Origin of the sequence: Streptomyces sp. NPDC005963 (assembly GCF_040638655.1) — a bacterium.
In the GTDB taxonomy this organism is placed as follows: Bacteria; Actinomycetota; Actinomycetes; order Streptomycetales; family Streptomycetaceae; genus Streptomyces.
This window is the reverse complement of record NZ_JBEXVD010000011.1, coordinates 145,445-166,445: the sequence shown is the minus strand read 5'-3', so window position 1 is coordinate 166,445 and position 21,001 is coordinate 145,445. Positions and strand designations below refer to the sequence as shown.

The 21,001-nt window shown below is 69.7% G+C and carries 16 protein-coding genes; 5 read left to right on the top strand and 11 right to left on the bottom strand.

The genetic code is table 11. The features are described 5' to 3' along the window. Positions 1–204: 204 nt before the first annotated feature. From ABZ348_RS17710 to ABZ348_RS17700, 3 genes are all read right to left on the bottom strand, one after another. Positions 205–4,044: a SpaA isopeptide-forming pilin-related protein gene (locus tag ABZ348_RS17710; protein ID WP_358933940.1), complete on the bottom strand. Its 3,840-nt coding sequence runs from the start codon at positions 4,042–4,044 to the stop codon at positions 205–207. A 314-nt stretch (positions 4,045–4,358) separates the two neighbouring features. Beyond that, positions 4,359–5,891: an FG-GAP and VCBS repeat-containing protein gene (locus tag ABZ348_RS17705; protein ID WP_358933938.1), complete on the bottom strand. Its 1,533-nt coding sequence runs from the start codon at positions 5,889–5,891 to the stop codon at positions 4,359–4,361. Between the two features lie 138 nt (positions 5,892–6,029). Further along, positions 6,030–6,989 carry an AraC family transcriptional regulator gene (locus tag ABZ348_RS17700; RefSeq protein ID WP_358933936.1) on the bottom strand — a complete coding sequence of 320 codons (960 nt, stop codon included), beginning with the start codon at positions 6,987–6,989 and terminating at the stop codon, positions 6,030–6,032. 149 nt (positions 6,990–7,138) lie between these two features. Between ABZ348_RS17700 and ABZ348_RS17695 the strand changes: the two genes are divergently transcribed. Beyond that, a complete protein-coding gene (locus ABZ348_RS17695; RefSeq protein ID WP_358933934.1) occupies positions 7,139–7,981 on the top strand; it encodes an NAD(P)H-binding protein in 843 nt (280 codons plus the stop codon). 142 nt (positions 7,982–8,123) lie between these two features. Further along, complete coding sequence (locus tag ABZ348_RS17690; RefSeq protein WP_358933933.1) at positions 8,124–8,822, top strand: hypothetical protein; 699 nt, start codon at positions 8,124–8,126, stop codon at positions 8,820–8,822. Positions 8,823–8,852: 30 nt separating this feature from the next. On the opposite strand, the gene ABZ348_RS17685 is transcribed toward ABZ348_RS17690, so the two are convergent. From ABZ348_RS17685 to ABZ348_RS17665, 5 genes are all read right to left on the bottom strand, one after another. Then, complete coding sequence (locus tag ABZ348_RS17685) at positions 8,853–10,100, bottom strand: cytochrome P450 (protein ID WP_358933931.1); 1,248 nt, start codon at positions 10,098–10,100, stop codon at positions 8,853–8,855. A gap of 2 nt (positions 10,101–10,102) precedes the next feature. Next, positions 10,103–10,747, bottom strand: coding sequence for an ATP/GTP-binding protein (locus ABZ348_RS17680; RefSeq protein WP_358933929.1), 645 nt, complete (start codon positions 10,745–10,747; stop codon positions 10,103–10,105). Continuing rightward, entirely contained in the window at positions 10,722–11,015 is a 294-nt protein-coding gene (locus tag ABZ348_RS17675) for a DUF742 domain-containing protein (protein ID WP_358934041.1), read from the bottom strand. The genes ABZ348_RS17680 and ABZ348_RS17675 overlap by 26 nt, the downstream gene beginning before the upstream one ends. A gap of 266 nt (positions 11,016–11,281) precedes the next feature. Further along, positions 11,282–11,713, bottom strand: coding sequence for a roadblock/LC7 domain-containing protein (locus ABZ348_RS17670; protein ID WP_329020400.1), 432 nt, complete (start codon positions 11,711–11,713; stop codon positions 11,282–11,284). After that, positions 11,710–13,305: an ATP-binding protein gene (locus tag ABZ348_RS17665; RefSeq protein ID WP_358933928.1), complete on the bottom strand. Its 1,596-nt coding sequence runs from the start codon at positions 13,303–13,305 to the stop codon at positions 11,710–11,712. The genes ABZ348_RS17670 and ABZ348_RS17665 overlap by 4 nt, the downstream gene beginning before the upstream one ends. 213 nt (positions 13,306–13,518) lie before the next feature. On the opposite strand from ABZ348_RS17665, the gene ABZ348_RS17660 reads away from it, so the two are divergent. Next, positions 13,519–13,812, top strand: coding sequence for a hypothetical protein (locus ABZ348_RS17660; RefSeq protein ID WP_358933926.1), 294 nt, complete (start codon positions 13,519–13,521; stop codon positions 13,810–13,812). A gap of 135 nt (positions 13,813–13,947) precedes the next feature. Here ABZ348_RS17660 and ABZ348_RS17655 read toward each other — a convergent pair whose 3' ends face one another. From ABZ348_RS17655 to ABZ348_RS17645, 3 genes are all read right to left on the bottom strand, one after another. Further along, positions 13,948–14,418, bottom strand: coding sequence for a hypothetical protein (locus ABZ348_RS17655; RefSeq protein WP_358933924.1), 471 nt, complete (start codon positions 14,416–14,418; stop codon positions 13,948–13,950). 575 nt (positions 14,419–14,993) lie between these two features. Continuing rightward, a complete protein-coding gene (locus ABZ348_RS17650; protein WP_358933923.1) occupies positions 14,994–17,936 on the bottom strand; it encodes a BTAD domain-containing putative transcriptional regulator in 2,943 nt (980 codons plus the stop codon). Between the two features lie 167 nt (positions 17,937–18,103). Next, a complete protein-coding gene (locus tag ABZ348_RS17645; protein WP_358933921.1) occupies positions 18,104–18,901 on the bottom strand; it encodes a polysaccharide deacetylase family protein in 798 nt (265 codons plus the stop codon). A 296-nt stretch (positions 18,902–19,197) separates the two neighbouring features. Between ABZ348_RS17645 and ABZ348_RS17640 the strand changes: the two genes are divergently transcribed. Together ABZ348_RS17640 and ABZ348_RS17635 are read left to right on the top strand one after the other, a co-directional pair. After that, positions 19,198–20,043 (top strand): SMI1/KNR4 family protein, encoded by an 846-nt coding sequence (locus ABZ348_RS17640; RefSeq protein ID WP_358933919.1) that lies wholly within the window; start codon positions 19,198–19,200, stop codon positions 20,041–20,043. Positions 20,044–20,135: 92 nt separating this feature from the next. Next, positions 20,136–20,777, top strand: coding sequence for a pentapeptide repeat-containing protein (locus tag ABZ348_RS17635; protein WP_358933917.1), 642 nt, complete (start codon positions 20,136–20,138; stop codon positions 20,775–20,777). The last annotated feature ends 224 nt before the right edge of the window (positions 20,778–21,001 follow it).

Genomic DNA, 21,001 nt, shown 5'->3' with positions numbered 1-21,001 from the left:
GTACGCCGATGCGTACGACGTTGTGCCCCCGGTGGTTGCCCCCTGGTCGGTCCCGGCCCGGTCGGTTCAGGTGCGACCGTGCCCAAGCCCAGAGTTACCAGCGGACGGCCCGGAGCGCCCCAGGCCGCGGGCCAAACCGGTGAGGGCGCGGACAGGACCGGTCAGGTCCTGTCCGCGCCCTCGAAGGAAGTCGCAGGGGTCGGATCAGCCCTCGTGGGGCTTGTCGTTGTCTCCCTTGCCCTTGCCGTGCTCAGCACGCTTGTTGGAGATGGTGACGTCCACTCCCTCGTCGATGTTCTCCGAGGTGAGGACGTACGGGCCGAAGACCCGGTTGCGCGGGAGCTCATAGCCCTCGGGCACGTCCGTCTCCAGCAGGTAGTACGTCCCCGTCGGTAGGTCGTCGAAGACGCAGGTGCCGGTGTCGTCGGTGGTGCAGGCCGCTCCGGTCAGGGTGTCGGCCGGAACGCCGAGGGTCCCTCTGGTCTGGAGACCGGGCACGTTGTTGGTCTCGCGCCACAGCTCGAAGACCGCACCGGCCAGGTCGCGACCGGTCTTGTGGTCGATCTTGTGCAGCGTGATCGTGCCGGTGTCCGTGGAGCTCGCGGTGTTCCCGGCGGTGACGGTGACTCCGTCGGCCGCGTTCTCATTGGTGAGGACGAGGGGTCCGAAGACGGGGTTGGCGGGGAGGTCGTAGCCCTCGGGGGCTGCGGTTTCCTGCCAGTAGTAGGTGCCGGTTTCGACAGTGCGGGTGCATTCGCCGTCCGTACCCGTGGTGCAGGGGGTGCCGACCGCGGTGTCCGGGTTGGGCCCGGTGGTCTGGAGACCGGGGATCCCGTTGGTCTCCTCCCACAGCTGGAAGACGGCTCCGGTGAGCAGGTCGCCGGTGTCCGCGTCTTCCTTGATGACCGTCACGTCACCGGTGACGGCGGCGGTGGGGGTGTTCTCCGCGGTGACCGTCACGCCCTCTTCGGCGTTCTCCGCCGTCAGGACCAGGGGTCCGAAGACGGGGTTGGCGGGCAGGTCGTAGCCGGGCGGTGCCGCGGTCTCCTGCCAGTAGTACGTACCCAGCTCGACCGTGCGGGTGCACTCCCCGTCAGCGCCCGTGGTGCAGGGGGTGCCGACGGTGGTGTCCGGGTTGATGCCGATGGTCTGGAGACCGGGGATCCCGTTGGTCTCCTCCCACAGCTGAAAGACCGCACCGGCGAGCGGGTCGCCGGTTCCGGAGTCCTCCTTGATGACCGTGACGTCTCCGGTGACCGGTGCGGTTGCGGTGTTCTCGGCGGTGACGGTGACTCCGTCGGCGGCGTTCTCCGTCGTCAGGACCAGGGGTCCGAAGACGGGGTTGGCGGGGAGGTCGTAGCCGGGGGGTGCTGCCGTTTCCTGCCAGTAGTAGGTGCCGGTTTCGACGGTGCGGGTGCATTCGCCGTTGGCGCCGGTGGTGCAGGGGGTGCCGACGGTGGTGTCGGGGTCGGCTCCGGTGGTTTGGAGGCCGGGTACGCCGTTGGTCTCCTCCCACAGTTGGAAGACGGCTCCGGCGAGCGGGTCGCCGGTGTCCGCGTCTTCCTTGACGACCGTCACATCCCCGGTGACCACCACGGTTGCGGTGTTCTCGGCGGTGACGGTGACTCCGTCGGCCGCGTTCTCATTGGTGAGGACGAGGGGTCCGAAGACGGGGTTGGCGGGGAGGTCGTAGCCGGGGGGTGCTGCGGTTTCCTGCCAGTAGTAGGTGCCCGTCTCCACGGTGTCGGTGCATTCGCCGTTGGCGCCGGTGGTGCAGGGGGTGCCGACGGTGGTGTCCGGGTTGGGCCCGGTGGTTTGGAGACCGGGTACGCCGTTGGTCTCCTCCCACAGCTGGAAGACGGCTCCGGCGAGCGGGTCGCCGGTTCCGGAGTCTTCCTTGACGACCGTCACCTCACCGGTGACCGGGACGGTCGCGGTGTTCTCCGCGAAGACCGTCACGCCGTCAGCAGCATTCGCGTCCGTGAGGACGAGGGGTCCGAAGACGGGGTTGGCGGGCAGGTCGTAGCCGGGCGGTGCCGCGGTCTCCTGCCAGTAGTAGGTGCCCGTCTCCACGGTGTCGGTGCATTCGCCGTCGGCGCCGGTGGTGCAAGGGGCGCCCACCGTCGTGTCGGGGTCGGCTCCGGTGGTCTGGAGACCGGGGATCCCGTTGGTCTCCTCCCACAGCTGGAAGACCGCACCGGCCAGTGGGTCACCCGTGCCCGAGTCCGTCTTGATGACGGTCACATCACCGGTGACGGGGGCGGTCGCGGTGTTCTCCGCGGTCACGTTCACACCGGTCGCCGCGTTCTCCGCGGTCAGGACGAGGGGTCCGAAGACGGGGTTGGCGGGCAGGTCGTAGCCGGGCGGTGCCGCGGTCTCCTGCCAGTAGTACGTACCGAGTTCCACGGTCTCCGCGCACTCGCCGATCAGGCCCGTGGTGCACGGGTCACCGATCGCCGTGTCGGGGTCGGCTCCGGTGGTCTGGAGGCCGGGGATTCCGTTGGTCTCCTCCCACAGCTGGAAGACGGCTCCCGAGAGCAGTTCCCCGCTCTCCGAGTCCGTCTTCTCCACCGACACCTCGCCCGTCACCGGGGTCTGGTCGTTGTCGGCGTTGACGGTGACACCGGCCGGCAGGTCGTCGGCCTCCAGCAGTACCGGGAACACCGGGTTGTCCGGGAGGTCGTACCCCGGCGGCGGTGCCGTCTCCTGCCAGTAGTAGAGGCCCAGGTTGACCGTGCGGGAGCAGAGGCCGTCGGCGCCGGTGGTGCAGGGGGTGCCCACCGTCGTGTCGGGGTTGGGCCCGGTGGTCTGGAGACCCGCCAAGCCGTTGGTCTCCTCCCACAGCTGGAAGGTGGCCCCGGCCAGCGGTGCCTGCGTCTCCGTGTCCCTCTTCAGGACCTGGACGGGCGCGGTCGGTACGACCGAGCAGTCCGGCAGATCACCGTTGAAGGGGTACGCGTGGAACTCCTGGCCGCCGCCACCGCCCACCACACTGGTGTGGGTGACGTTGCCGGTGGTGAAGAAGCGGCCGTTCACTCCCGGGAGCGTGACGGTGGTCGTCGACGCCTGGTTGCCGATCAGCACACTGCCCTGGAACTGACCGGTGCCGCGGAGGCCGACGCTGGTCGCGTCGGGGAAGTTCCACAACAGCCGATCCCGCAGCTGGTTGAGCGGGTCGGTGTCGAAGGGGCTGCCGCTGTAGGTGTTGATGATCCGGTTGGCACCGGTGAGGTTGACCAGGACGGTGGCGTTCGCCGGGATGTTGACGAAGCGGATCCCCTGCTGACCACCGCCCGCCGTGGTCAGGTTGAAGTCGACGTTGAAGACCTGGAGCGCCGAGGTCCCGTCGCCCGTGAACACCGTCTCGCCGCCGCTGTTGACGGCGGTTCCCGTGGCCGGCCGCGGCCCGGTCTCGTTGCGGGCGTAACACAGGCTTGAGGACGTCAGTTCATCGCGCAGCGCGGTGTAGGGAGCCGCCGCGTTCGGGTCCTGGACGACGGTGCCCGTGATGGTTCCGGTGGCCGTGCCCGCGTGGCGTACGACTCCGCCGTCCGCGAGCAGTGATTCACCGGGCGCGACGGTGACATTGCCGCCGGTGGTGAGGAAGTCCGAGCCGTTCGGAGGCGGGACGCGTGACCCCACGCCCACGATGCCGATGTTGTAGACGGAGCTGGCTCCGGCCACCTTGTCCTGGTCGAAGTTCCCGAGGACGACGACCTTGCCCTCGGCTTCTGCCGCGCGTTCGCGGACCAGGAAGTTACCGCCGGCGAAGATGTTGATGTTGGCGTCGCGGCCCGCGATGGGCCCGTTGCTGATCGGGGGGAACGGGTCGGGGCAGTCGCCCGGGATGCAAGGACCGAGCCCGCCCGGCAGGGGGGCGGCCGCCTTGGCCTGGACGATATTGGCTCGTTCTTTGCTGACCGGTACGGCACCGGCCAGCATGGTTGGCCCCAGAGCCAGCGCGGGCGCGGTGACGGCGAGGACCGCACAGGCCAAGCCTGAGGTCCACGACCGTTGTCGCAGTCGCGCGAGGGTTGCTCTCATACGTCGACTTCTCCTGTGGGTCGCCTTGTCCGGCAATTCCCTGACAGGCTGAACAGCTGACCCAAGGGGACACGGTCGACACTCCCGTTACCGGGCCATACGGATCCGATAATCACTCGCGCGCACGATCCGGGCACTCTTCTGCCGCTCCCGCACCTCCGAACGGCCCAACACCCCCGGTCAGGGCCCTTCGGGACCACCACCGCACAACGCGTTCACCCGAGCGCCCGCCGGGCGTGCCCCGTGCGTGAGCGGGCGCCAACGGTGGGACGCACGAACTCCTCGATCCGTGCGTCCCACCCGGGCGGGACCGTTCAGCCCCCGAGGGTCCGACCGAAACCGGCTTCCGGGACGGCGCGCAGCCCGAGGTCGGAGGGGCCGAAGGTCTTGGCACCCTGCCCCGTCAGTCCCTGGGCCGTGCCGGGCAGCACCGAGTACCGTCCCGTCGCCGGGTACTCACCGGGAGCCCCCGCCACCAGTTCCGAGCGACCGTCGCGGTTGAGGTCGATCAGCTTGACGACGCTTCCGAAGAGGTCGTGCGTCTCCATGTCACCGGGCACGTCCGCCGTGTCCAGGTCGTGCACCTGCGCGCCCTGACCGGTGAGGCCCCGGGCGCTCCCGAAGAGGGTGGTCACCCGGCCGGCGAGGGACTTGTCCCCGACCGTTTCGACGGGCGAGCCGGCGGCCACGTCCGCGTACCCGTCGCCGTTGATGTCACCGACCGAGATCGAGGAGCCGAAGTAGTCGTCACGTTCGACCGTGCCCGGTACGCCCTCGGTGTCCTGGGTGAACACCTGCGGTGCTCGATCGGTCGACTGACCGCTCTTGCCGCCGTAGACCACGGTGAACCTGCCGGCGAAGGCGATCTCGCCGTGGTCCGCCCGCCAGTCGCCGATCACGATGTCCCCGTAGCCGTCCCGGTCGAGGTCCCCGATGCCCAGCTGCCGGTCGTAGGCCCCCAGGCTGACGATCGGTTTGCCGTTGCCGTCCTTGAGCGTCCCGGCCTTGACCAGCCCCTGCCGTGTACCGCGCAGGAGCTCGATGCGCTGCTCGACCCCTGCGCGCCCCGGATAGACCTGGAGGACGAGGTCGGTGATCCCGTCGCCGGTCACATCACCGGCCGTGACCGCCGGGTGGACATAGGTCTGTCCGTCCTTCATCCCGAGGGAGGCGATGCTCTTGGGCTTGCCCTTGCGGGTGAAGGGGCCGTACAGCACATCGCCGCCGCGGCCGTTGCTGTAGTCACCGGCCGCCAGGTCGGCCACACCGTCCCCGTTGAAGTCCCCGGCGGCCAGGGCCATGCCGCGACGCACGTCGATCGAGGTCGGAGCGGACTGCTGCACGGTGGTCGCGCCGTGCTTGGCCAATCCGTTCTTGCCGCCCCAGATGATGGTGTTCTGGCCGGCGTTGCGGCGGTAGGTGCCGTTGACGGTCAGGTCCTCGCCGACCGTGGAGACGGCGAGGTCCGTGAAGCCGTCGCGGTCATAGTCGCCGGAAGCGGTCTGCTGGCCGAAGCGGTCGTGGCCTTCGGGGGTTCCCGGTATGCCGGCCGTACTGGCTCTGATGAGCTTGCGCTTGGTGGTGTCGACTCCGCGGGCCGAGCCGTACAGGACCATCACCGAGCCTCCCGCGTACACCTTCGTGGCGGCGTCGGAGTTGCCCGGCAGGTTGATCACCAGATCTCGGTAACCGTCTCCGTTGTAGTCAGCCGGTTTGGCGCCGGGTGGCTTCACGGTCGAGGCGCTCGTGCCGCTGACCGGCGCGGCGACGGCGACGGGTACGAGGCTGCCGGCGGCCAGGCAGGCGGAGGTGACGGCGATCGCGGTGGCGAGGGTGCGTGTGCGCAAGGTGTGTTCCCCACAGGTCGAGACTGCTGTTCCTCCTGTCGTCCCGACTGTGGTGATCAACAGGAGTCCCCTGGGAGACCCCCGCCGAAGCGGAATGGTTGTACAGGGCATTCGGTAGCATTCGGTGTGCTGTGTGTGCTATCCGCCCTGATGTGCGAGTGCGGGCAGTTGCCCGGCCCGGGCGGTGGCACGGTGCTCCGACGGCCGTACGCCCATGGTCCGCTTGAAGGCCACGCTCAGCGCGTACGCATTGGAGTAGCCGACTCGACGGGACACGGCCTCCACGGTGTCATCGGTCCGGGCGAGCAGATCGGCCGCCTGACAGATGCGCCACTCGGTGAGGTACGTCATCGGCGGCTGCCCCACCAACTCGCTGAACCGTTGCGCGAACCGCGCCCGGGACACGCCCGCCTCCGACGCCAGCGCGGCGACCGTCCACGGTCGGGCCGGATCACTGTGGATCAGCCGGAGCGCGCGCCCGACGGCGGGGTCGCCGTACGCCCGGTACCAGGCCGGTGCCTTGGCCTCCGGGCGGTCGAACCAGTCCCGCAGGGTGGTCACGAGCAGCAGGTCGAGCAGCCGGTCGAGAACCACCTGACGCCCCGGTACATCCCGATCGATCTCCTGCGAGATCATGCCCAGCGCCGGGCAGCCCTCCGGTGCGGCCGGCACCCGGGCGATCGGCGGCAGCGCGTCCAACACGCGCTGCGAGACGCTTCCCTCGACCTGGTAGGTGCCCTTCAACAACACGGTGTCCCGGTGTTCCGGTGAACACATCGGCATCGTGTCGAGGATCAGCCGGCCGTCCGGAGTCGTACACCGGTCGCCCTCGTGGACGAAGGCGAGCGGGGCCGTACCCGGCTGGTCCGAGACGGTGTACGGCTCGGGGCCGCGCACCAGCACCAGATCACCGGGGCGCAGGGGCACCGGCTCATCGCCGTCCACCCCCACCCAGGCCGATCCGCCGAGCATGGTGAGCAGGGCGAGCGGGGTGCGTTCGAGGAACCGCATCGACCAGGGCGGATTGAGAGCGGACCGGTCGAAGAGGGCGCCCCGGGGCCGTACCTCGTGCAGCAGGCCGGACAGTGCGTCTCCCATGCCCACCAGTGTAGGAGGGACGGTGGTGCGCCGATCTCGTCCGATCGGGATGGGACCCGGTCCCGGAGGCTCGCAGCCGAGACGATCAGACATCCCAACGAGAGCGACAGCCATCCTGCGTACCGCGTCCGCCCGATTCACTGGTCTCCATGACGAACTCCTCTTCTTCTTCCTTCCTGGTGACCGGCGGTACGGGCAAGACCGGCCGCAGGGTCGCCGATGTGCTCCAGAGCCGGGGCTTCTCCGCCAAGGTGGCGTCCCGATCGGGCGCGGTGCGATTCGACTGGACCGACCGCACCACCTGGGGGCCGGCCCTGACCGATGTGGGCGCGGTCTACGTCGTCGGCTCCGAGGACCCGAGTGCGGTCGACGACGTGCGCGCCTTCGTCACGGCAGCGGCCGAGCACGGTGTACGACGGCTGGTGCTGCTCTCCGCCCGGGTGTGGGAAGACCTGGACGACGGCAGCGGCAGCGTCCTCGCGACCGAACAGGTCGTGCGTGCATCGGGCCTGGAGTGGACCATCCTGCGCCCGACCTGGTTCGCACAGAACTTCACCGAGTTCCCGTACTTCGTCGCGCCCCTGACCAAGGGGGAGTTGCGCATTCCGGCCGGAGAGGGACGCGAGCCCTTCGTCGACCTCGACGACCTGGCGGACGTGGCGGTCACCGCACTCACCGAGGACGGACACAACGGCCGTACGTACGCACTGTCCGGCCCGCGAGCGATGACCTTCGGCGAGGCCGTTGCGGAGATCGCCCGCGCTTCGGGCCGAGAGCTGCGCTATGTCCCGGTCACGGAGGACGAGTACCGCGCGGAGACCATCGCGGGCGGGGAGTCGGAGGAGATTGCCGACGTCTTCGTCGAACTGTTCCGCCACATCCGCGAGGGCCGGAGCGAAGCCGTCTCCAACGGGGTGCGGGAGGCACTGGACCGTGACCCGTCCGACTTCAGCAACTACACGGCGCGCACGGACTTCTCGGTCCTCGGCTGATCGGACGCCCGGCACGGGGCCGCTCTCGGCACACGGTGACGCAGCGCGGGACTCTGAGCCGCAACGCCGTCTCCACCAGCGCGTACGGCCGCTGTCCATGATCCCGTCGGTTCAGTGGCGCCCTGGCGTATCACCGCGGCCCATGAAGTACGCCAGGGCGCCGCAGGCGTCCGCTCATGAGTACGACTACTCAAGCGCCATCGTCCGCCCTCGCCGTACGGTTCTCGCCATGCGCAGCAGGCAGAAGCACTGGTACGCCCTGGCGGCACTGCTCGTCATCGGCATCGTCGCGGCCGTTTCGGTCATCGTGCCGCGTGTGGGGGACCTGTTGGACGGGGAGCCCTATCCGACCGCCGACCCCGACGCGGTCGCCGCACGGCTCCAGGACCGCTCCCGGGACCTCTTCCTGGAACTGGGGCTGCCCGATCCGATCGTGCCTGGGTACAACACCCTGCGTTCCTCACGCTGCAAGCAGACCTCGTTGATCAACTCAGGTCGAAGGGACCGCACGGCGATCGGTGTGCGGCACGGCTGGGGTGTGCGGAACGTCGACGAGCGCACCGCTCGCGCCGCCATGGAGAAGGTCGCCGAGCGGCTGTTCGACGCAGGTTGGAAGGCGGGGTACGCCTACGACAACGAGGGCCCCGACTGGTTGGAGGTCGGCTCCCGCTTCGAGGACCCCACCACCGGTGACATCGTCACCGTGCAGTGGGGCAGCGCCCGCCAGATGATCGTGGTGATCGTGGAGTCGACCTGCGCCCGCATCCCCGGTGACCACGCCAAGGCGGCCGGCGGCTCGTTCGACTGGTCTACTTCCACGCCGTTCGCCATGCCCCGATGACATATCTCTTCCGGCCCGGCCCTGGGGTTCTCAGCGGGCTCCCGGGACATCGAGCGCCCGCGGTGTGAAACGCACGGGCAGGGCGGTCAGACAGCGGTGGAAGGGGCCCGGGCGCCAGGTCAACCCCGCTCGTGGGGTGGTCAGGTCGAGGTCGGGGAGCCATTGCGTCAGCCGCTCGATGGCCTCGGTGGCGATGAGCAGCGTGTGGTGCTTGACCGGGCAGGCATGGGCGCCGGCCGACCACGACAGGTGTGAGGCGTCATGCGGGTGGTGGCCGCCGGCCGGCCGCTGCTCCACCTCGGAGAAGTGGGCGAGTGCGCCGTACGAGATCACCACCGGTACCGCCTCGCGCACCCACACACCGTGGAAGCTCACGGGCTGACGGGCGTAGTGGACACCGTAGTTGGACATTGGCGTCTCGTAGCGCAACACCTCCATCACCGCGTCCATGACGGGACGCGATCCGCTGGTGAGGGTGGTGTAGTACGCCGGGTTGCCGAGGATGCGCGAGAGGGCGTTCGACACCAGGTTGGCGGTCGGCTCAAGGCCCGCCGCAAGGGTGAGGAAGACCTGCCAGGTGACTTCTTCGGGAGTGAGCTCCAAGGGGTGGTCGAGCAGCCAACTCGTCAAGTCCTCACCGCGTTTGGCGGTCTTGGTGGCGATGAGTTCCAGCACGTAGCGCCCGTACTCCTGCTCGCCGTGCGCCGCCGTTTCCCCGCCCTCCATCATGGCGCCGATGGAGTCGCGGAGTCGGTCTCCCTCGCGGTCGGGCAGTCCGAAGAGGCTGTTGAAGACCAGGGCCATCAGCGGTCGGGAGAAGTCGCCGACCAGATCCGCCGCGCCGTCCGGGCCGATCCGGGAGACCAGGACGTCCACGGCCCGGTGGACGCGTTCACGCAGGTCATGGGGTTCGATCAGGGCGAAGGCGTCGACGAGGGTGCGCCGGTAGCGGAGGTGGTCCTGGCCGTCGGCGAAGAGGGTGTTGGGGCGCCAGCGCATCATGCCGAGGATTGGGGAGTCCTCGGCAACCGTCACCTCCCAGGGGCGTGGGTCGCGGGACCAGGTGTCGGGGTCCTGGAGCAGATCGAGGGCCGCCCGGCGGTCGACGACGACGTACGCCGGTACTCCGGGGGCGAGTTCGGCCCAGCCGATCGGGCCCTGGGCGCGCAGCCGCTCGTAGTAGGTGTGGGGATCGGCGGCGAAGCCGTCCTCCCACAGGCGTACCGGTGCGGCGAGGGAGAACGCTTCTGCGGACGGGGCGAGATGGGCGGGATACATCGTCAGCTGGACTCCGAGCTCGGGACGTCGCGGGATATCAGATGCTGGACCAGGGCCAGGAGGGCATCGATGGAGGCGTTCCGGTCCCGGGCGTCGCAGGCCACCATCGGTGTTTCGGGCTCCAGGTCGAGGGAGGTGCGCAGTTGTTCCTCGGTGTACTGGCGCGAGTCGGGGAAGGTGTTGAGCGCGACCGCGTACGGCAGCCCCGAGTCCTCCACCAGTCCCAGCACTTCGAAGGAGTCGTCGATCCGGCGGGTGTCCACCAGCACCAGGGCGCCGAGGGCCCCGTACGCGATGTCGCCCCAGAGTGCGCGGAAACGTTCCTGTCCAGGGGTTCCGAAGAGGTACAGCACGATTCCCCCGTCCAAGGAGATCCTGCCGAAGTCGATCGCGACCGTGGTGGTGGTCTTGTCCCGCACTCCGGCGAGGTCGTCCACCGACACGGACGCCTCGGTCAACTGCTCCTCGGTGTGCAGCGGGCGGATCTCGGACACCGAATCGATCAAGGTGGTCTTGCCGACCCCGAAGGGGCCGGCCACCACGATCTTCACCAACTCGCGGGTGGTGTCCGGCAGGTGCAGGCCGCGTGAGCCGTGCGGGCCGCTGGCGCTCGGCGCGGCGCTAGAGCTTGAGGGCGCGGAGACCATCGGCGACTCTCTCCAACAGATCAGGGCGGGGCTTGGCGGCATGGGGGATCGGTGGGCGCGAGGCCACCAACCCCCGGTCGATGAGCTGGCCGGCCAGGACGCGCACGGCGGAAACGGGCAGTTCCAGCAGGGCGGCCGTCTCGACCACCGTGAGCGACCCGCCGTCCAGGACCTCCAGCAGACTGCGCTGGGCGGGGGTGAGATCGATGGGCAGCGGCGGGTTTGGCGAGCGGGCGGACCCGGAGGGTGCCGGGGGCGGGTCGCTCATCGGGACGGGCCGCGGGGTGGTGAATCCCGGTGGGAGCGGTACGGCGTCGTCGAGCGCGGGCGGCACCCCGCGTACCGGTGCACTCCCGGCGGACCCCTGCTGCCGGGGCCCGTCCTCGCCCGGGGTGCTCGGCGACGGGCCGGGGCCCGTACCGCCGACCAGACCGGTCAGCACCGAGAGCCGCTCCAGGCTGTTGCGGCTCGGCCGGGCCCGTCCTGCCGTCGACAGGTACGCGGGGACCAGCGGCCGGCCGCCCCGGCGTCCGGTCATGCGGTACCGGGGCCGTCGACTCCGCGGGGTGCGGCGCTCATCGCCTTCTCGCCGAGCCGGGCCACCTGGGAGTGCACCCGGTGGGCCAACAGGTCCAGCCGGACCTCCGGATCGCCGAACGCCGCCACACACGTGCCGTGCCGGGTGGGCGCGACCAGGATGTATCCGTGGTCGGACTCGACGACGACCTGCCGCACCTCCGCGCTGTCCTCGTCGGCGAAGGCCGCAGCCGCCGTACGACACGCGCCCTGCACGGTGCTGGTGATCGCGGCGACCCGCTCGGCGGACGGCCTGGACAGCCGATCCGAATAGCCGGAGACCAGACCGTCCCGCGTCAGCAGAACGGCGGCACGCACATGGGGTATCTCCAGGATCGGATCGAGTACCCATGCCGTGTCGCCTGTTTCGCGGGAGGTGCGGCTGGTCATCGGGGGTCGTTCCCTTCCCATTCGGGTGCGGTGCGCAGGGGTTCGGCTGCGGTGCGCGGAGTCTCGGCTTCGGTTCGTACGGGCTCGGCATTGCGGGCGGCCAGGGTGCCGGCTTGCAGCGCCCCGAGGGCTGCCGCTGCTTCCTCCGGGGTGCGTACGGGGGCATACGGGCGGGCCCTGACGGACGACCCGGTGCCGGACTCCGGTCGGGTGCGGCGGCGGCGTCGGGGGAGTGCGTCGCCGTCGGTCCCCGGCGGTGTGGAATGCGCTGCGTCGTGGGTGATCGGTTCGTCCAACGGCGTACGGACACCGAGGCCCCGGGCCGGAACCGTTCCCTCGGCTTCCGGCACCCGGACCGTACGGGACTGCGCCGGCTCGGGTGCGAGGGGCGGGCGGGCCGCCACGGGGACGACATCCGCCGCGGCTGGGGCGGGTGCCGGGGACGGGGGCGCGGCGGGGCCCCCGGTGCTCGGGTGCTCCTGAAGGCCCGGGGAGTTTCTGGTGGAGTGCGGAGCGGCGGCGGATGGTGGACGCACCGCGGGATCGATGTGGCTGAGCAGATGGTTCTTGACCAGGAGGACCGCCCGTACCCCGCCGTAGGGGGAGGGGGATGAGAGATCCACGGACAGGTCGAACTGCCGGGTCAACTGGCCGATCGCGGCCAGGCCCATCCGCGGTGGGTCGCCCAACTCCGACAGGAGGATCGGGTCGTCGCCCGCCACCATGCGCTGGGCGTAGGCGCGTTCGTCGGGTGCCATGCCGACCCCGGCGTCGTCCATGGTGATGGTGACACCGTGGTGGGCGCGCTCCAGATTGACGGTGACCAGCGTGTCCGGGGACGAGTGGCGCAGCGCGTTGTCGAGCAGTTCGGCCACGATGATGGCGACGGGTTCGACGGCGTGGGAGACCAGCGCCGTACCGTCCTCCAGATGGTTACTGATCCGGATGCGCTGGTAGCCGGCCAGCCGGGACTGACCGCCCGTCACCGCGTCCACGAGGTGGGACTCCTCGCGGGCCAGACCCACCCAGGCCCCGCAGACCACGGCGGCGACCTGGGCGCGGCGCAGCGACTGTTCGTTCTCGTGGTCGAGTGCGAACAGGGTCTCGGCCAGTTCCGGTTCGTCGTAGCGCTGTTGGAGCCCGCGCAGGACGTCCTGGAGCCGGTAGAGGCCGGCTTGGATCTCCCGGGTGGTGCCGCGCATCCCGGCACGGGCGGCGGCGTCGACGCGTTTGCGCTCCTGAGTCACCGCGGACAGCAGCCCTTCGAGCACCTGGTTGAGGCCGGCGCCGAGCGCGCTGCTGGTCAGGAGGTCGGGGCGGAGCGGCCCCGGAACCTTGATGTGCGGGTGTACGGACTGGGTCGCGGCTGCCGGTAGTCGGCGCTGGGCGAGGTGCACCACTTCGGCGGTGATCGCCCGTGAGGTGCGGCCCACTTCCTCGCGGGCCGATTCCAGATCCGAGCGGAGGGACGTGATTTCGTCACGTTGACGTGAGTGTTGACGTCGTGACTTCAGCAGTCCGCCGCCGAGGACGAACGCCGACAGGGTCCCTGCGGCCAGGCCGATGACGGCCAGGTCCGGTATCTCGATCATCGAATAGACCTCGGGAAGGGTGCTGGTCAGGGCCGCCTGGGGATTGACCTGGCCCAGTAGACACTGTTCCCGAGCTATCTCGGTAGATCTTGCCGCAAGAAATTGTGAAGTTGTGTTGCAGAAAGGGAACTTGTGGGAGGGGTGACTGATTGCCTGTCAGGTAAAGCCCATGGTGAGCGCATAGTTTCGGCCAGTTGGAGAGGCGTCCTGGTTTTGTCCCACGCCTGCAAGGAGATCCCCGATGGACATACCCCGTGCCCGATCGCGCCGCTGATCGCTGGTGACCATCGGCGTATCGAGTCGCCGCACGGCTTTTCGTTCGTCGAGGAGACCGACCCATGTCTCGTCCCGCTGCTCGTGCCGGACGTGCTCTCCATCGAAGGGGATGCCTCCGGCGAGTTCGGCCGGGACTGGAGCCTGGACCATGTGGACTCGCGGGCGATGGCCGACCTCATCCGTGCGGGGAAGTCACCCCTGCGGGCCGGCACGGCGGCCCTACGGCCCTGACGTCATGCCTCGGCCGCGACGGCTTTCCCCCGTGCCGTCGCGGCCGACCCCGTGAGCAGTCATGCGTTCATGCAGTCATCTAGTCAGTTCGTGCGCTCTCCGGTCCGGAGTTCTCACGTCCGGTCCGTACCCGGATCAGAACCTCGGCGGGGCGGCGGGCGTGTGGTGGTCGCCCTGCGTCGTCGGCCCGCCGTCCTTGGGCGGTACGGGCCCGTGGTGGTCCACCACGGGAGGAGTGACCCCGTCCCGCGGAGTCACGGGCACGGGTGCGGGCACCGGTACGGGCGCGGGGTGTTCCCCCAGCGGGGCCCCGGCGATTCCGTCCCTCGGCGGTACGGGCGTGTGGTGGTCCCCGAACGGCGCCACCGCGTCCCTCGACGGGGTCGGAGTGTGGTGGTCTCCGAGCGTGGCCACGGCGTCCCTCGGCGGGGCCGGCGTGTGGTGGTCGCCCAGGGTGGGGGCGCCGCCCTTCTTGGGAGGTGCGGGGGTGTGGTGGTCCCCCGTCGTGGTGATCCCGTCCCTCGGCGGTGCGGGCGTGTGGTGGTCGCCGAACGTGGTGATGTCGTCTGGGGCCTTGTCGTTCATGTCGCTCATCTCGTCCCCCATGGGTTTGCTCCTTGCGATGAACCAGAAAGGGCCTTCCGCCCGGAGACTCCCCCGAGGGTCGCCGGACGGAAGGCCGTAGGACACTCACTCTCCCCCCGGAGAGGTGAGGGCCCTGCGCGATCCGTCTGCCCCCCGACGCGACGGATCGACTGGATAGGAGCATGTCGGACAGGCATAAACATTCGATGAACGTCCTGGCAGAAAGCTGTCACAGAGGTTCGGACGGCCGGATGTGTCCGGTGGAACGGACACCGGCGAACACGACCACATTGGGCGCGACACCGGGAGCGGGCCGGGTGCGTGACGCCGCAGAACCACTCGAACCGGTGGATCCACGACGTATCGCAGGCTGTTCCCCGCGTCCCCTCGCTCCGCCCGGTAGCCGACCGGAACGGCTCGGTCCCGCCTACGGGTTCCCGCGGAGCCCGCCACCACACTCGGAGCGCAACAGGGTGCGGGACCGGTCGTACGGAACCGGTCGTACGTGCTCGGTGTCGTGCACGCATCATTCCGGGCGACGGGCCAGGACGACAAGCGCCACCGGACGACGGGCCGTCCGGTTAGTGACCCTTGAGTCAGGCCGCGCTGAGCGGAGCCAGCAACTCCCGGACTTCGTCCGCCTCCACCGCGCCCGACGCCTCGTGCAGCGCCAATGCCTCCAGCCAGCAGGCCCGGGCCCGGTCCGCCTGGCCCAGCGCGGACAGTGCCCTGCCGAGCGTGATCAGGACGTTCGCCCGGGTGCGGTCCCCGCCGATGCAACCGATCGCCAGGGCCTGTTCGGCGTGTTGGGCGGCCCGTGCCGTACGCCGTGCCGAGTAGTGGGCCTGCGCGATACGGAAGTGGGTCGTCCCCTCCCACAACCGCTGTCGACTTGTCTCAAAGCGGTCCAGTGCCTCGGTGAGCTGCTCCAGTGCGTCGGTCGGCCGACCCGCCTGCGTCAGCGCCACACCCAGCGCATAGCGGGCGTTGGCCAGCCGCAGGGTGTGTCCGATGCGGTCGTAGATCGCCACCCCCTGCTCGGCCAGCGCGATCGCCTGGGCGACCCGCCCCGTGGACAGATGGATGCGGGAGAGGTTGCACAGGGCGCTCGCCTCGCCCGGCAGATTGCCGTCGGCGCGCGAGCCCTCCGTGGCGCGGCGCAGATGTTCTTCGGCTTCCTTGAAGCGGCCCTGGTTGAAGGCGATGATGCCGCGGTCGTTGGCGGACCAGTAGACGGGCGCCGGGTCGGCCGCCGCCCCGGCGAGCGCCGCGGCCTCCTTCGCCTCCTCGTCCGCGTGCTCGTACCGTCCGGCCACCAGATGGACATTGGTCATCGACGTACGGGCCCTGGCCTCGGTGCGCGGGTCACCCGAGGTGCGCGCCGCATCGCCGACGGCCGCTGCCGCGATCTCGTACAACTTGGAGTTGGCACCGGACTCGGCCAGATCCTGGGCCGCCCACAGCAGGTCCACGGCGAGTGTGAGCCGGTGCCCGTCCGTTGCTTGTCGGGCCGCGGCGAGCAGGCAGTTGGCCTCCGAGTACAGCCAGTCCTGAGCCTCGCGCTGGTCGTCGAAGGCCAGCCCGTCGTGCACGGTCGGCCCGACGTGGTCGACGAGCCGGTCGCCGGGGCGCTCCATCCCGTACACCCGTGCCGCCGTCGCCAGATAGAAGTCCAGCAGTCGCGACAGGGCCGCCTCGGTCTCCTGCGGCGTCTCGTCGCGTTCGGCGCAGGCCCGGGCGTAGAGGCGTACGAGATCGTGGTACCGGTAGCGGCCGGGTGCGGCGGATTCCAGCAGGGAGGTGTCGACCAGGGCCTCCAACAGGTCTTCGGTCTCGTGCAGGGCGAGCCCCAGCACCGCTGCGGCGGCCGTCAGCGAGATGTCCGGGCCGTCGGCGAGGCCCAGCAGTCGAAAGGCCCGGGCCTGGGTCGGCTCCAACTGGCCGTACCCCAACTCGAAGGTAGCCTTCACCGCCAGGTCCCCGGCCTGGAGTTCGTCGAGGCGGCGGCGCTCGTCGGCGAGCTTGGCCGCGAGCACGGAGACCGTCCAGGTGCGGCGGGCGGCGAGTCTGGAGGCCGCGATGCGGATCGCCAGGGGAAGGAAACCACAGGCCGCGACCACGTCGAGGGCGGACTCGCGCTCCGCGCCCACCCGTTCCTCACCCACTATCCGCATGAACAGCTGGAGTGCCTCGTCAGGGGACATCACGTCCAGGTCCACCAGATGCGCCCCGGCCAGGTCGACCATCCTGACCCGGCTGGTCACCAGGGCAGCGCAGCCGGCCGTACCGGGGAGCAGCGGCCGGATCTGGGCGGCGTCCCGAGCGTTGTCGAGGAGCACCAGGACGCGGCGGCCGGCGAGCGTGGACCGGTACAGCCCGGCGCGCTCCGCCAGGGAGTCGGGGATCGAGGTGTCCGGCACGCCCAGGGCGCGCAGGAACGCCCCGAGCACCGCCACCGGTTCGGCGGCGCGGCTGCCCGCGCCCTGGAGGTCGATGTAGAGCTGTCCGTCGGGGAAGTGCGGCCTGGCCTCGTGGGCGACGTGGACCGCGAGCGTGGTCTTGCCGACTCCGCCGATGCCGGCGAGTGCGGAGACCGCCATGACGGAGCCCTCGGCGGTGGCGAGCTTGCGGCCCAACTCGCGTACGAAGGAAACCCGTCCGGTGAAGTCGGGGACGGTGGCCGGGAGCTGGGCGGGCTGGGCGATCTGGGGCGCGTGCGTCTGCTCGTCGCTCGGGCGGGCCAGTTCGGCGTCGGCCTGGAGGATGCGCTGTTGGAGCCGGGACAGTTCGGCGCGGGGGTCGACGCCCAACTCCTCGGAGAGCAGCCGTCGGGTGTCCGCGTACACGGCCAGCGCTTCCGCCTGCCGTCCGCTGCGGTAGAGCGCCAGCATCAGCAACTCCCGCAGGCGTTCGCGGAGGGGGTGCGTCGCGGTGAGCGCGGTGAGTTCCGATACCGCCTCCGCGTGGCAGCCCGCTTCCAGATCGAGGTCCAGTCGGGTTTCCAGGAGTTGCAGTCGCCATTCGTCGAGCCGCACCCGCTGGCTCTCCGCGTAGGGTCCGGGCACGTTGGCCAGTGCCTCGCCGTCCCAGAGGCCCAGGGACTTGTTGAGCAGCGCCCTGGCCTGGTTGCGGTCGCCGGCCGCCCGGGCCTTGTCCGCCTGAACGGCCAGTTCCTGGGCGATGGAGAGGTCCAGGCACTCCCGCCTTATCCGGATGGCGTAGCCGCCGGATTCGCTGACCAGGGCGTTGGCCGAAAGGACCTTGCGCAGCCTGGACGCGTAGGTACGAACGGCTGCAAGCGCTTGCGACGGCGGGTCGTCGCCCCAGATGGCGTCGATCAACTCGGCCGCGGTCGCCGTGCGCCCGTCCCGCAGCAGCAGTGCGGCCAACAGGGCCCGTTGTTGAGGCGAGCCCGAGGGCAGGGGATCCCCGCCGCGCCAGGCCCGTACCGGCCCCAACACGCTGAAACGCAGGTCAATGACGTCACTGGGCGCTGGAATGCGCTGCTCCGGTACGCGTGGCCCGCGGTCACGGTCCATAGCTGCCCCCTGCCCGAACTGCCGATTCGCACCCGACAGTCTGCCCTGAACCGGGTGGCCCCGTCAGCAACGAAGCGCTTCCTCATCGTGCTTTTGCACGTGCGGGTGCGGGTGCACGGGTGCGGTCGGACCTTCTGAAGGGGGTCGTGCGCGTCCCGGGGCAGGCGTTACGGGCGGTAAACCTCACCGGGGTTGGCCTTGGCGGGCGCCAGCAGTTGGGACACGGTGACGAAGGTGTAACCGCGGTCCTTCAGCTTGCTGATGATGCCCGGGACCGCGGGGACCGTCCCGTCGTAGATGTCGTGCAGCAGGATGATGCCGTCGCGCCCGGCCTGCTTGAGGATGCGCTTCTCGATGAGGGCGGAGTCATTGGTGGAGTAGTCCTTGGCGGTGGCGCTCCACAGGATCTGGGCGAGCCCGAGGTCCTTGCTGACCTCGGTGACCTCGTCGTCGATGCGCCCCTGCGGGGGGCGCATCAGGGTCGGTTCGCTGCCGGTGATCTTGGCTATCGCCTTCTGGGTGAGCTCCAGCTCCTCGCGTATCTCCTTGCGGTCGAGCTCGTCGAGCCTGCGGTGGGTCCAGGTGTGGTTGGCGACCTCGTGGCCCTCATCGGAGATACGTTTCACCACCTTGGGGTACTTCACCACGTGGTGCTTCCCCAACAGGAAGAAGGTGGCCGGGACCTGCTCTTTGAGCAGGGTGTCGAGCAGTTGCGGGGTGTCCTTGCCGGGGCCGGCGTCGAAGGTCAGCGCGATGCACTTGGCCTTCTCGCAGTCCACCGGCTTGTCGGGGGTCACCGTGGCCGCCCGGACCGTCTTCGCGTCGCTCTTGAGGGACTTGCCGTCGGACCGTGCATCGGCCCGTGCGTCCGCCGGAGCGGTGGTGTCCATGGAGCAGCCGGCGAGCGTCAGCGTCAGCGCTGCGACGGCCGTCGTGACGACGACCCTCGTCCTGGAGATGGGCATGGCGGAACTTCCCCCGAGAGGTCGATGGGTACGGGCGCGCTGGGTGCTGCGCCACTGGTCGGGGGCGCACTGCCTCCGGAACTATACACAGGGCGTATACGCGCGATGCATAGTCGTCCGTAGAGACGGTGCTCCGTGCGGTTGGGTTGCCTGATGCAAAGAAGTCGTCGCAGGTGGATCGGGCTGGATCATGATGAGAGGGCGGATGTGACGGGCCGCGCCGTGCCTTGGAGCAGGTGCGCACTCACGCGATCGACCGCGGTTGGTCCACTGCCGCCGTTCGTACACTCCCGTCCATGACGACCATCGACGATCTGACCCGTCTGGTGCCGCCGCCGCGCTCCCCCGTCTCGGCCGACGGCGACTGGGCGCTGGTGGAGGACGCCTTGGGTCTGACGCTGCCCACCGACTTCACCGCGCTCGTCGAGCGCTACGGAAGGGGCCGGTTCGTCGACTTCGTCACCCCCCTCGACCCCTTCGGCGGCGACAGTCCGCTGCTCCACTGGTCCCGGCGCATCCTGGCGGAGGAGGCCGACTCACGGGCCGAGTACCCCGACGAGCACCCCCACCCCTACTACCCGGAGCCCGGCGGGCTGCTGATGTGGGCGGGCACCGACAACGGCGATCGGCTCTGTTGGCTCACCGAGGGGGCGCCGGACACCTGGCGGACGGTGCTGTGGAGTCCGCGGAGCCAGCGCTGGGAGGTCCATCCGCTCGGTGCGGTGGGCTTCCTCTACCGCTGGCTCAGCGGAGAGCCGACCGGATGGCTCCCGGAGCCGCAGACCGCGCAGCCGTGGTTCGACCCCTTCGTCGAGCGGGCCCACGTCTACCTCAAGCTCGCCGGGCCGGTACAGGACGAACCCGACTACCCCGAGCGGCTGCGCATCCTCCGTGCGGCGCTCGCACCGACCGCCGACCGTGGCGCTGTCGATGACGGTGACGGGATGCGGCAGGACCACTTCGACGTGCCCGATCGAGGGTGGAAGCTCACGTACGAGACGGCGTACGGGCATCAGATCCGGCTGGCGCATCCGCCGGCCGACGAGGAGCGCGCCAGGGCCGCGGTGCTCGCCGCTGTTCGTGCCATGGGCTGCACGGTGGAGCGGGTCACCACGCATCTGGGGGAGCCGACCTGGCACTGACCCTTCGAACGCCGGGGGAGGGGCACGGGAGGGGATCGCATAGAGGGAGGTACGGGAGGGGATTGTCAGTGGCGGCGTGTTCAATCGGAGGCATGGCCATCCGACGTGAGCGCGCGCATCCCGACCCCGAATCCCCGGGGGCTTCCGACCCGGCCGAGGCCGTGATCGTGGGAGACGAGGACTGGTACGGGAGGGACCTGTCGGACCAGCGGTTCACCGGGCACACCTTCTACGACACCGACTGGACGGAAGTGGTGAACGACGGCGGCATCTTCGACGGGTGCACCTTCTCCGGGGTGCGGTTCAACGCTTCGCGACACAGCAGCGCAGCCTTCACCAACTGCACCTTCAGACGGTGCACCTTCTTCGACACCGTCTTTGAGCAGTGCAAGTTCGTCGGAAGTCAGTTCACCTTGTGCACCTTCAACATCCTGCGGGTGACCGGAGGGGACTGGTCCTTCGTCGCCCTGCCGAAGGCGGATCTGCGGGGCGCTTCCTTCGACGGGGTGCGGATGCGGGAGTGCGACCTTACGGGCGCCCGGTTGGAGGGGGCCTCGATGGTCATGACGGACCTCTCCGGTGCCACCTTCGTCGGCGCCAAGTTGAGCGGCACCGATCTGCGGGGGAGCGATCTGTCCTCGTTGAACCCGCTCGCCGTCGAACTGTCCGGCGCGAAGATCGATCTGGAGCAGGCGGCCGTGATCGCCACGGCGCTGGGGCTGGAGGTCACCTGAGCGCCATTCCGTATCGGCGAGGTGAAGATCACTGAGGGGTGCACCTTGCGCGGGCGATCATGAACCAGTATCGGGCGCGGGAAAATTTTAAAAGGTACAAAACGGTCAGCGCTGCGGTTCTCGTACTTGTGAGTAGGGGTGAAAATCCTTGTAACCCATGCCAACTCGCTCGGTCGATCTTCCATCCCGAGGTGACTCATGGAAATTGCTAGCGAAAACGAAGG

Bases quoted from the DNA above. Each gene is read 5' to 3' on its own strand.
- ABZ348_RS17710 (WP_358933940.1), bottom strand. From the start codon at position 4,044: ATGAGAGCAACCCTCGCGCGACTGCGACAACGGTCGTGGACCTCAGGC.
- ABZ348_RS17700 (WP_358933936.1), bottom strand. From the start codon at position 6,989: ATGGGAGACGCACTGTCCGGCCTGCTGCACGAGGTACGGCCCCGGGGC.
- ABZ348_RS17695 (WP_358933934.1), top strand. From the start codon at position 7,139: ATGACGAACTCCTCTTCTTCTTCCTTCCTGGTGACCGGCGGTACGGGC.
- ABZ348_RS17690 (WP_358933933.1), top strand. From the start codon at position 8,124: ATGAAGTACGCCAGGGCGCCGCAGGCGTCCGCTCATGAGTACGACTAC.
- ABZ348_RS17685 (WP_358933931.1), bottom strand. From the start codon at position 10,100: ATGTATCCCGCCCATCTCGCCCCGTCCGCAGAAGCGTTCTCCCTCGCC.
- ABZ348_RS17680 (WP_358933929.1), bottom strand. From the start codon at position 10,747: ATGGTCTCCGCGCCCTCAAGCTCTAGCGCCGCGCCGAGCGCCAGCGGC.
- ABZ348_RS17675 (WP_358934041.1), bottom strand. From the start codon at position 11,015: ATGAGCGACCCGCCCCCGGCACCCTCCGGGTCCGCCCGCTCGCCAAAC.
- ABZ348_RS17670 (WP_329020400.1), bottom strand. From the start codon at position 11,713: ATGACCAGCCGCACCTCCCGCGAAACAGGCGACACGGCATGGGTACTC.
- ABZ348_RS17665 (WP_358933928.1), bottom strand. From the start codon at position 13,305: ATGATCGAGATACCGGACCTGGCCGTCATCGGCCTGGCCGCAGGGACC.
- ABZ348_RS17655 (WP_358933924.1), bottom strand. From the start codon at position 14,418: ATGGGGGACGAGATGAGCGACATGAACGACAAGGCCCCAGACGACATC.
- ABZ348_RS17650 (WP_358933923.1), bottom strand. From the start codon at position 17,936: ATGGACCGTGACCGCGGGCCACGCGTACCGGAGCAGCGCATTCCAGCG.
- ABZ348_RS17645 (WP_358933921.1), bottom strand. From the start codon at position 18,901: ATGCCCATCTCCAGGACGAGGGTCGTCGTCACGACGGCCGTCGCAGCG.
- ABZ348_RS17640 (WP_358933919.1), top strand. From the start codon at position 19,198: ATGACGACCATCGACGATCTGACCCGTCTGGTGCCGCCGCCGCGCTCC.
- ABZ348_RS17635 (WP_358933917.1), top strand. From the start codon at position 20,136: ATGGCCATCCGACGTGAGCGCGCGCATCCCGACCCCGAATCCCCGGGG.